General features: G+C 46.8%; 11 protein-coding genes. 10 read left to right on the top strand and 1 reads right to left on the bottom strand.

All coding sequences use genetic code 11. The features are described from left to right. The first annotated feature begins 260 nt into the window (after nucleotides 1-260). The 5 genes from AC0YNU_RS30850 (at nucleotide 261) to AC0YNU_RS30830 (ending at nucleotide 3,934) form a co-directional block, all read left to right on the top strand. Complete coding sequence (locus AC0YNU_RS30850) at nucleotides 261-458, top strand: hypothetical protein (protein ID WP_475763501.1); 198 nt, start codon at nucleotides 261-263, stop codon at nucleotides 456-458. Nucleotides 459-645: 187 nt separating this feature from the next. Then, entirely contained in the window at nucleotides 646-1,086 is a 441-nt protein-coding gene (locus AC0YNU_RS30845; protein WP_475763500.1) for a hypothetical protein, read from the top strand. Nucleotides 1,087-1,236: 150 nt separating this feature from the next. Continuing rightward, a complete protein-coding gene (locus AC0YNU_RS30840; protein ID WP_475763498.1) occupies nucleotides 1,237-1,587 on the top strand; it encodes a hypothetical protein in 351 nt (116 codons plus the stop codon). A gap of 687 nt (nucleotides 1,588-2,274) precedes the next feature. Next, a complete protein-coding gene (locus tag AC0YNU_RS30835; RefSeq protein WP_475763496.1) occupies nucleotides 2,275-3,165 on the top strand; it encodes an endonuclease/exonuclease/phosphatase family protein in 891 nt (296 codons plus the stop codon). A 574-nt stretch (nucleotides 3,166-3,739) separates the two neighbouring features. After that, nucleotides 3,740-3,934 carry a hypothetical protein gene (locus tag AC0YNU_RS30830; RefSeq protein WP_475763494.1) on the top strand — a complete coding sequence of 65 codons (195 nt, stop codon included), beginning with the start codon at nucleotides 3,740-3,742 and terminating at the stop codon, nucleotides 3,932-3,934. A gap of 262 nt (nucleotides 3,935-4,196) precedes the next feature. On the opposite strand, the gene AC0YNU_RS30825 is transcribed toward AC0YNU_RS30830, so the two are convergent. Beyond that, nucleotides 4,197-5,546, bottom strand: coding sequence for an aminotransferase-like domain-containing protein (locus AC0YNU_RS30825; RefSeq protein WP_475763513.1), 1,350 nt, complete (start codon nucleotides 5,544-5,546; stop codon nucleotides 4,197-4,199). A gap of 152 nt (nucleotides 5,547-5,698) precedes the next feature. Between AC0YNU_RS30825 and AC0YNU_RS30820 the strand changes: the two genes are divergently transcribed. From AC0YNU_RS30820 to AC0YNU_RS30800, 5 genes are all read left to right on the top strand, one after another. Next, nucleotides 5,699-6,367, top strand: a complete 669-nt coding sequence (locus AC0YNU_RS30820; RefSeq protein WP_475763492.1) for a nitroreductase family protein — start codon at nucleotides 5,699-5,701, stop codon at nucleotides 6,365-6,367. 143 nt (nucleotides 6,368-6,510) lie between these two features. After that, the gene (locus AC0YNU_RS30815; protein WP_475763490.1) at nucleotides 6,511-7,029 is read left to right on the top strand and encodes a hypothetical protein; all 519 of its coding nucleotides are present in this window, start codon (nucleotides 6,511-6,513) and stop codon (nucleotides 7,027-7,029) included. A gap of 175 nt (nucleotides 7,030-7,204) precedes the next feature. Then, complete coding sequence (locus AC0YNU_RS30810) at nucleotides 7,205-8,158, top strand: glycoside hydrolase family 43 protein (protein WP_475763488.1); 954 nt, start codon at nucleotides 7,205-7,207, stop codon at nucleotides 8,156-8,158. 141 nt (nucleotides 8,159-8,299) lie between these two features. Continuing rightward, complete coding sequence (locus AC0YNU_RS30805; protein WP_475763486.1) at nucleotides 8,300-8,971, top strand: Crp/Fnr family transcriptional regulator; 672 nt, start codon at nucleotides 8,300-8,302, stop codon at nucleotides 8,969-8,971. A gap of 74 nt (nucleotides 8,972-9,045) precedes the next feature. Next, a complete protein-coding gene (locus AC0YNU_RS30800) occupies nucleotides 9,046-9,600 on the top strand; it encodes a redoxin domain-containing protein (RefSeq protein ID WP_475763484.1) in 555 nt (184 codons plus the stop codon). Nucleotides 9,601-9,656: the final 56 nt, after the last annotated feature.

Raw genomic sequence — 9,656 nt, 5'->3', positions numbered from 1 at the left:
ATTCATGGATCTCTGGGTTACCTGTCCCCCGTTCGATTTGCAGCTCAATTCAAGCAGCTCGAATTAGCATAAACAGACTAATTGAGTGTCCACTTTCTTGACAGAGGTCCAGTTCATCTCTTGGACTTCTTTTAGGTTGCTCGCAAAGTGAAGTGAAACCCGATAACCCAGTGCATACCACTCTCTTGATGAAAACCTCCATTGATCGTCAAGATTACACGAGCTTTACTCAGTTGTTTTCTGAGGGGAGGGCTAATAGTGTGCCGAAATCTGATTTTGAGGGATTGAAAACACTTGCGTCCACTAGCACACTCTTCAATAATTACGAATTATTAACGTTTGATAATGGAAATATGCTTTTGGTCAGACTGACTCCACCTAATGAATATGGTGAAGTTGAAATCGAGGATGTGAAAATAGTTCCAGAGGAGATGAAAAGTTTATTTTCCGATAAATAGTTAAAAAAATGTTGAACTAACGGGGAACGATAGTTCAACAAATCATGGAGCAGTTTGCCCTCGGCATCTGTTCCATTTTTCATTACGTTAACGGGCAGAATTGTTTGAACAATGGTGCAACGTTACAATATAACCACCGTAATAATATCGTCCACATCAAGTGATCTGAAAAAATAAGGAGTATATGATGGCGATCGCAATCATTATTTTCAGTGTTATCTTATTCTTTGGTGTAGAGCGCATACTTTACCGAGTATCAGGCGGCGACTATGCAACACTAGCAAGGTGGTCGATTAAATGCTCCAGCTTTTTTTTACTACTTAGCTTTATCGCTACTATGTATGATGATTATCAAAAGAATAAATCGTTTGATATTTTGATTGGACTAGTTAGTGGCAATGCGATTGAGTTTTTTCGAGAATATTTATTTGTAACGATCAATTTGTTTTTCATAACCTTGGAAATCATTACGAAACGGATAGGGACATGGTGGCGAGGCACCTACAACTTGACTCTAAAGAAAGATGATAAACAGATGATGGCTTACACGATTATTCTCGTTATTAATCCGATCTTTAACTTTTTTTATATTGGTTTAGTGACATTGAAACTTTGGAATACCCCATAAACCATTACGCTAACGGGAGACGATACGATCGGCTGCCTTTGTCCATTAAAGTAACGGGCAGGTTAAACTATAAGGTACCAATAAAAGATAGTACTGTGAATCATAATGGAATTTAGATATTCTGGTGAAAAAAGTATAGGGTGGTATCAAATGAACACCGCTTATCGATACATTGGTTATGTGCTGTCTTGCTTTCCAATAGTTGGAGTATTTTATTTCGGACGTTTTTTTTGGGGAATGATATTTATTGCGGCTTACTCATTGGCAGCCTTTATTACTTCTATTACTCTAGGCTTTGCGGGTATTATTATCGTACCTCTCCTGTTAATCACATACTCAGCGAACTTTGCTGTTGGTTTTAAGGGTTATCGTGATTTGCCACAACGACATTATTATCATATCTTAATTGGTCTATTCCAAGCCTCGATTGGAGTTGGGTTACTCTTTTTGGGGATAAAGTATGCCTATCACCTTTCCGGAATAGAAAAATACAATTGGTAAATTAATCAAATGATACTGAAACAATTGGCTGCCGCGTTCAACTAACGGGAGACGATAGCTCCACGATGGCAGCTGACTTGATGGTCAGCTGCCGTTTTCATTAAAGTAACGGGAGACGATAGTAGAAAACAGGAGAGGGCCGATGAAGTTTGAAGGATATAGAGGCATTATTACGACAGATAGCTGGCTTACCAAACTGTAGAGTTTATCCGACAAAAGTATGCCAGAAACGGAGGGTTACAGCCTTCCTGAGGATCTTAAACATTACTATGAACTTTGCGGAGGAGTGATACTTTTTGAAAACAAGGATTACCAATGCTATATCGTCCCTCCTGACAAGTTCGTCTTATCAAATCCGGTCACTGTCGGACGGCTGAAGTGAAAAGGAGATGCATAAAGTAAGGACAGCTTCACCCACATTTGTTCCATTTATTCACGTACTTCAACTTAGCGATTCTCTTCCGCTTGCTTGTCAGGTTATGATCTTAATTGCGGTTTAGATCGAGCAGCAATAATCTTATAATGAAAACAACCAAAATTTACATTTCCCTTACATATGGTCCTAGTAAATGAACATTCTTGCAAAGAACAATCTACATCTACCAGCCTATGGAAATGGAAATCAATATATGAAATTATTAGTAGCAGATTCACCTATCTTATTGAAACTTCGAGAGGATGTTGTGCATGCTTAAAAAGTCAGTTATTGTCTCTTCTGTTTTATTGATGACTATGATTCCTATGTTTTCGTTAAGTAGTGAATCTTATGCCTCGGACTTTAAAAGAGGAAAAGAGACTGCCATTAAAGTGATGGAGTATAATATTCACCATGCCGAAGGCATGGATGACATTCTAAATTTGAACAGAATTGGTGACGTTATTAAATCATCGGGTGCTGATATCATTGGTCTGCAAGAAGTCGATAATCATTTCTCCACGCGTAGTAATTTCGAGGATCAGGCGAAGTGGTTAGCCAATTACTTAGGCATGCATTACCAATTTGCTGCAAATCTTGATAATGATCCCTTAAATGAGGGGGAACCTCGTCGTCAATATGGAACGGTTATATTAAGTAAATATCCTATTCTTTCTAGCGAAAATCATTTACTTGATAATACGCAATATCCAGCAGAGCAGCGCGGTCTTGCGAAGACGGTAGTTAATGTGAATGGCAATCACATTAATTTCTACAATACTCATCTTGACAATAAAACACCTGAAGCAAGAGATATACAAGTCAATGAGATTCTGGACATTGTAAATCAAGATAATGGAACAAGTATCCTAGTGGGAGACTTCAATGCCACACCAGATAGCCCTGAAATTATAAAAATGTCTGCGCAGTATCATGACACATTTGCGGAACTTGGTTTAAATGATGCCTATACGTCCTATTATTATTCAGACAAGCCTAATCGTCGAATCGACTACATCTATACGTCTGACGATGTAAAAATAAAAGCAGGGAAGGTTATAGACACAATCGCAGCGGATCACTTGCCCATTACGGCTGAGCTCGTTATTAATAAGAAAGACCATCCATCTCATGGTGATAACGGTCATAACCACCAGAAGTAATAAAGCTTATTGACTTTAAGCGCAACCCCTCCAGTGAAAATACTGAAGGGGTTTTTAATCGATCGTAGTTTCATTGAAAAAACATCATTATCATGTTATGACATCAATTTCTTCTTTTGCAAGTGGATAGGATGCAAATACCGCTGGAACCACAAGCGCTGCGTCAAGTTGCCACAGGCGGCAGCAGTACGAGAATAAGTGTCGGGTGACAAGAACATTATCTCATTAGAGGCCGTGAAAATCCTCGATCTGATCGAGGAGCGCCGCAGGAAGCACCTCCGCGCGACGCAAAATGGCAATGTCCTGCTTTGTTTTGATGATTCGCAATCTACATACCTCCTGAAAAAGAAATTGACCTCACGAAAGGGGTCATGGCTCTAAATCACAAATATGCTAAAATGTACAAAAAATTCCTAGAACCGGTTTTAAGCAAAACAGGCAGAATAATGTAGCGAAACATTAAGTAGTTGGCAACGTATTAAGTTATACCTACATCTTTTGGAAAGTCGTTGTATGAGGCGAAACTGCCACAGCAGTAAAGCTTTGGAATGAAATTAAAAAGCGGAGTGATTATTTGAAAATGAAAGATGACGGAAATGGTTCTTTCATAGGCGTTGGAATTGCTTTAGGTGCCGCTTTTGGTTCCGCTTTTGGTGTCGCATTTGGAGCAGTATTCGGTAATGTAGGTCTTGGAATTGTATATGGAGCTTCATTTGGAATTGTAGTCGGATTACAAGTCGGTATTTTTAGAAATAACAAAAACAAGTGAAAACGCTCGATTACGTTAACGGGACACGTTAACAAGGTGAGATCAAAGAAAGGGTCATCCCGCAAAAGGATGGCCCTAAAACTTGCCGTTACAGACAGCGCGGAGAACCGTACCATAAGTGAGAGCTGAATTTTTCGTGCAGGAACGGTGAGGGATGGTTAGGACAGGCCCGATTAGTCTGATTTAGGGTCTAATACGTTACAAATCTGTTTGAATGACTTCACATGATTTGGATCATCCTTACTTTTCCGTCTCAGTCAGGCTAGTTCAGCGCCTTCGCTTCCCGTTTCGTTTCCTCAACGATTCTCCGAATTCCCTCGTCGATCTGATCCGGCTGGACGAGAGAGACGCTAAGCCTTAGAAACTTTTCCCGTTCTAAGTAGTTCGCCGAATAGAAGGGTTTGCTTGGCACGACGATGACTTCTCTTGCAGCGAGCCTTTCCGTGAGACGCTCCAGGTGGACGGTCTGTGGCAGCTTGAGTTGGACGTACACGCCGTATTGGACGTCGGCCGTGCTGAGCAAGCCTTCATCGTCATAACGTCGGACCGCTTCGTGGAGCAAGCGAATCCGAGCCACGTATTGGTTGACAATTTTGCGCTTATGCCGCTCGTACATGCCGTTATTGATATATACCTCGAGCGCTGCTTGGGACAGCAACGAAGTATCGGCGAACCGTTTGTGCTCGCGGAACGTCTCCAGCAGATTCTTCGGAAGCACGGCGGCGCCGAGCCGCAGTCCCGGGAAAATAATTTTGGAGAAGCTCTTCAGATATACGACATGTGACGTGCCGTTGTAGGCGTAGATCGGGGCCTTTCCTGTTTCTTCACCGAGATCGGGCATGTAATCGTCTTCGACAATGTAGACGTCGTATTTGCTCGCCAGCCTCGCGATTGTCTTGCGTTCCTTTAAGCTGAGCGAGGTGCCGATCGGGTTGTGATGGCGGGTCATCGTATAGAAGAACTTGATATCGCCCTGCTTGAATATTCCCTCCAGCTCTCCTAAATCGATGCCGGCCGCCGTCCGGGCGATGCCGCGAACTTCAAGATGCTCCGCTTCAAGCACCTTTAAATAATTATCGTAAGTCGGTTGCTCGACGAGTATCGTCGATTTCCCGTTCGGAAAAGGCATTTTGGCCAATATTTCAAGCGCCTGCTGAATACCCGACGTCACGATGATCCGTTCTGCAGGGGCGAACACCTGATCTCCGGCCAGATGTGTCGCCAGCGTGCGGCGCAGTTCATCCAACCCTTTGGAATCACCGCAGGTGAACAGCTCGTTCTTGTACGTATCGACGGCTTTATTCATGCAATGTTGAAAATCCGAGTAGGGGAAGATGGAAGGATCCGGAGATGCGGAAGAAAAGTCGATCATCGCGCCCGTCGTCGCATCCGACCGTCTCTTCCGTTTTTCCACGACGTAGTAGCCGCTCTGGGCTATAGCATAGATGGCGTGCTTCTTCTCCAGCTCTTCGTATGCTCGCTTAATCGTACTGACGCTGCAGTCGTATAACTTCGCCGCATGGCGGACGGAAGGCAACTTTTGCCCGGATAAGAACTGCTCCTCGTCGATTTTCCGTGCCAGATCATCGCGTATATCCTCATATCTCTTTATGATGATGCACCTCATTTCCTATTGTCATTATAGGATAGTTAGCCAACTGTATCGACACAATTTGGTAATAATGCTCTTGTTAGGCATCGATAATCGGCATAACATGGAATCAAGGCAGTTAAAGTCATGTTAGTCAAGGAGCTGATCGCAAGATGCTACAATTCTCGCAAACAGATAGCGCCGCCCTCTTTCGCGAACGTCATTCCGTCCGGCATTTCGATCCTTCCCATACGCTCGGTAAAAAAGAGATTACCGAATTGCTGACGCTCGCGGGCACCGCCCCTTCGTCTTGGAATCTGCAGCACTGGAAGTTCGTCGCCATCACCGACGCGGCGGCCAAGGAGAAGCTGTTTCCGATCGCGTACAACCAGAAGCAAGTCGTTAACGCTTCCATTACCATCGCGATTCTCGGAGATCTGGAGGCTAATTCTAACGCGGAACTCGTGTACAGCCTCACCTCAGAGAAAGGACCGGAAGGTTCGTTCGCGGGCTATGAGACTCGTGCAATCATGATGAGCCAGATCGAGGGCGCGTATCGGAACGCAACGCCGACTTATCGTCGGGACGAAGCGATCCGCAACGCCTCGCTCGCTGCCATGCAGCTGATGCTCGCCGCTACATCGAAGGGTCTCGACTCTGGGCCGATGGTCGGCTTTGACGCCGACGCTTTCGTGAAGGCATTCAACGTCCCGCCGCGGTTCATTCCCGTCCTGCTCGTCGCCATCGGCAAAGCGAGGAAGCCCGCTTACCCTACAACGCGCTTTCCCGCGGAGCAGACAATCGTATGGAATGGCTTCGAGTCCAGCTTTGCCGCAAAATAAAGCTTTGGTCCCCGACTTGGCTGGCAAAAAGGAGTAATCAAATATTCGGAAAGCATCAAACGACGATTGTACAATCGCTTTTTCGTTAAGCTGCAACGAGGACGCAAAGAAGGCAGCCAATCGGCTGCAAGGAGGGATAGGAAATGACCGCACGATTCGGGCAGGCGTTCGATACCGAACGGGTGCTATCCGATGTCGAAGCTCTGCTAACCCAGCCCATACCGACGGCCGGTCCGACGGTCAGTGAGGGAGAGATTGACACGGGGGAGTGGACCCTAACCAGGGGTGAACGCTTTTTGATCATCCCGCTTTGGGAGGGTGATGACCTCACGGGGCTCTACGAGCCCGAGTGGAACGAAGCGGTGGAGACCGCCGAGGAGTATCTGGCGGATCTTGTACGGGAATTGGACCACCGATGGGGTACTCATCGGAAGGTGGCCATGCATGTGCCGTTGTTCCGGAAGCAAGCGGGCGAGCCTTTGTCCCCACTGTTCCAGGCGCTGTTGGATAAGGACTGCTACGGCGATCTTGCGGTGTGGGGGCCGGTATCCGCCCGCCGATGGGTCGCAGTCTCCGTCGGCCACAGCGACGGCGATGCCCCGATGATCATGGTGGCCGCCGTCTGCGACCGGCCGATTACCGAACTGGAGGAGCAGCCATAAGCGTGAGCAGAATTATTTAGGCCTCACGCCGTCACACGAGAGAAAGGCTGATGTATGCTACTCATTTTTCACCAATTAAATAGTCGTTAAGGTTGTCATCAGACAAAGTTCGCTAACGGGAGACGATAGCTCAATCAAAACACTAAGGTAGCCGGTCAGATAGGAGGCGGATCCATTGTCAGCTGTTTATAAGAATCCCTTGAACATTCGAAATATCGGAGATCCCTTTATATTGAGAGCGACGGACGGCAAATACTATTGTTACCCCACATCGGCGCAGAACGGTTACAAGGTCTGGTCATCCAAAGACCTGATCGAATGGACGGACGAAGGGTTCGTATACGAGAAGGAGCGCAATGACAAGGCTTGGGGCTACAAGCAGTTCTGGGCTCCCGAGGTCGTGGAGCGCGAAGGCAAGTTCTATATGTATTACACGGCGCGGTGGAGCGAGAAGGATAGCTTGCGAATTGGAGTTGCCATTGCTGAGAGCCCGACCGGTCCTTTCGTTGACGTATTCGACCGACCTCTGTTTGACTTCGGCTATGCCGCAATCGACGCGCATGTCATGCTGGGTGATAACGGCACTTATTACCTGTACTATTCAAGAGACTGCTCCGAGAATATCTTGAATGGGCGGCATGAGAGTCATATCTACGGATTCGAACTGGATGACGATATGTTGACTCCGAAAGAGGAAGGAAAGCTTCTGTTGCAGCCTGACCAGGAATGGGAATTCAAGTCCGGACCAGATTGGCTTTGGAATGAAGGGCCATTCGTCGTTCGGAATAATGGTCTGTATTACTTAATGTATTCGGCGAACTGCTTCGCCCACCGGGATTATTCGGTTGGTTACGCGGTCAGCGAATATCCGCTGGGGCCGTACCAGAAGTACGAACATAATCCGATTCTATTCTCCGATTGTGAAGAAATATCCGGGCCAGGGCATCACAGCGTAACGGGCTCTCCCGATCGCACGGAGCTATTCATTGTGTATCACACGCATTCCGACCCTGTAGTAGGCGGTGGAGACCGACAAGTCTGCATGGACCGAATGGCGTTCCGGGAAGACGGCTCCATCGTCGTTCATGGTCCGACGCTGAAGGAGCAGAAAGCGCCTTCGGGATTCTGAATCATGACCGGGCGGTATCCGCGTACGACGAGGTGTCGAGCGAACGGGCAGTCGAAAACCATGGAATCGGCATGGCGCAGAATCGCGTGGTGATTGTGGTATAATTCACAGCATAACGATGGATAAGGATGGAAACAGAGCATGACTTCATTCGTCATAGACAAGCGGTTGCTGGAAGTTTGCCCCTATTTAAAGGATGTTTACCCCGAGGACTGGGCTGAAGCAAGCCCGGAAGTGCGCATATTCTCCGTCAAATCGCGTCTCTTTCAGCGTGATGAAGCAATGGTCTACGGCATGTTTTTACTGAGCGGAAGTGCTCGAATCAGCCAAATCGGGGAGGACGGGAGCGAGCGGGTTGTCAATAAACTTAATCCCGGTGAAATTTGCGCTCTTCATGTGCTGAGCGGGCTGAGTGGACAAGACTTCCCAGCGGTAATCGAGGCTGAGACGGATGTCGAGGCGCTGTTCGTAACCAAACGCAGCTTCCTTCGCTGGGTGATAGAATACGAGTCGATCCGTAAAACCGTGTTCGGTAACCTACTCGAAGGAATTATGCATATGGGCGAACAGCTTCAAGCAAAGAAGAGCAAACCGCTGGATAAGCAGTTGGCTGAAACTCTGCTGAGTATCACGTCGGAGCAGCAGCCAATGTTGCGAATGACGCATAGTAAGCTTGCTTCCGAAATCGGCACCGCCCGTGAAGTCGTGAGCCGCACTCTAAAGCTTTTTCAGCGGCGGGGATTGGTGGAGAAAGGACGAGGTTGGGTGCGAATCACCCGCCGCACTGAATTGGAGGAGTTATTTGGTGACTAGGTCACCGAAGCGATGTTGCTCGTTTGGTATATTGGAATTGCAAATCATTTTCCAATTACAGGAGGTATTCGCCGATGACTCACCAGCTTCAGCAGGGTATGATAGCCCCAGTTTTTCGAACCGTCGACCACAATGGCAATCCCATAGTCTTCGATCATTATCGAGGCCGCAAAGTGCTTCTCGCCTTTATGCGTTTCTCCGCTTGCGCCCTTTGCAATTTGCGTGTGCACTATTTTAATAACCGATATCCGGAATGGAAGCGCCAAGGTATGGACGTCATTGCCGTCTTCGAATCACCGGAGGCAAATACGAGGACATACGTTGGAACTCAAAACCCTCCCTTTCCGCTTGTTGCGGACCCGGAGGCTTACTTGTACAATTTGTATGGCGTCGAGACATTCGAAGAGAAAGTACGCTTGACAATGGATGATGCAAACACGAAAATGTTCGCTGAAGAAGCAAAAGCTGCCGGTTTTTCCCTTACGCGGGAGGAAGGTTCAAACTTCAATCGAATACCTGCCGAATTTATAATCGATGAGAGTGGAATCATACAGCTGGCGCATTATAGCCGCCTAGTTACTGACCATCTCCCGATTGCGACAATCGATAGATACGCTGCAGGCCAATAACAACGCATTGCCAAAGGCATGAGATCCCTTCAGGGTTCTTATGCCTTTCCGTTCGT

It is taken from the genome of Paenibacillus sp. J31P316, assembly GCF_056269105.1.
This window is presented reverse-complemented; position numbering and strand designations above follow the sequence as displayed.

Coding starts and splice junctions, on each gene's coding strand:
- AC0YNU_RS30845 (WP_475763500.1), top strand. CDS start 646: ATGGCGATCGCAATCATTATTTTCAGTGTTATCTTATTCTTTGGTGTA.
- AC0YNU_RS30840 (WP_475763498.1), top strand. CDS start 1,237: ATGAACACCGCTTATCGATACATTGGTTATGTGCTGTCTTGCTTTCCA.
- AC0YNU_RS30835 (WP_475763496.1), top strand. CDS start 2,275: ATGCTTAAAAAGTCAGTTATTGTCTCTTCTGTTTTATTGATGACTATG.
- AC0YNU_RS30820 (WP_475763492.1), top strand. CDS start 5,699: ATGCTACAATTCTCGCAAACAGATAGCGCCGCCCTCTTTCGCGAACGT.
- AC0YNU_RS30815 (WP_475763490.1), top strand. CDS start 6,511: ATGACCGCACGATTCGGGCAGGCGTTCGATACCGAACGGGTGCTATCC.
- AC0YNU_RS30805 (WP_475763486.1), top strand. CDS start 8,300: ATGACTTCATTCGTCATAGACAAGCGGTTGCTGGAAGTTTGCCCCTAT.
- AC0YNU_RS30800 (WP_475763484.1), top strand. CDS start 9,046: ATGACTCACCAGCTTCAGCAGGGTATGATAGCCCCAGTTTTTCGAACC.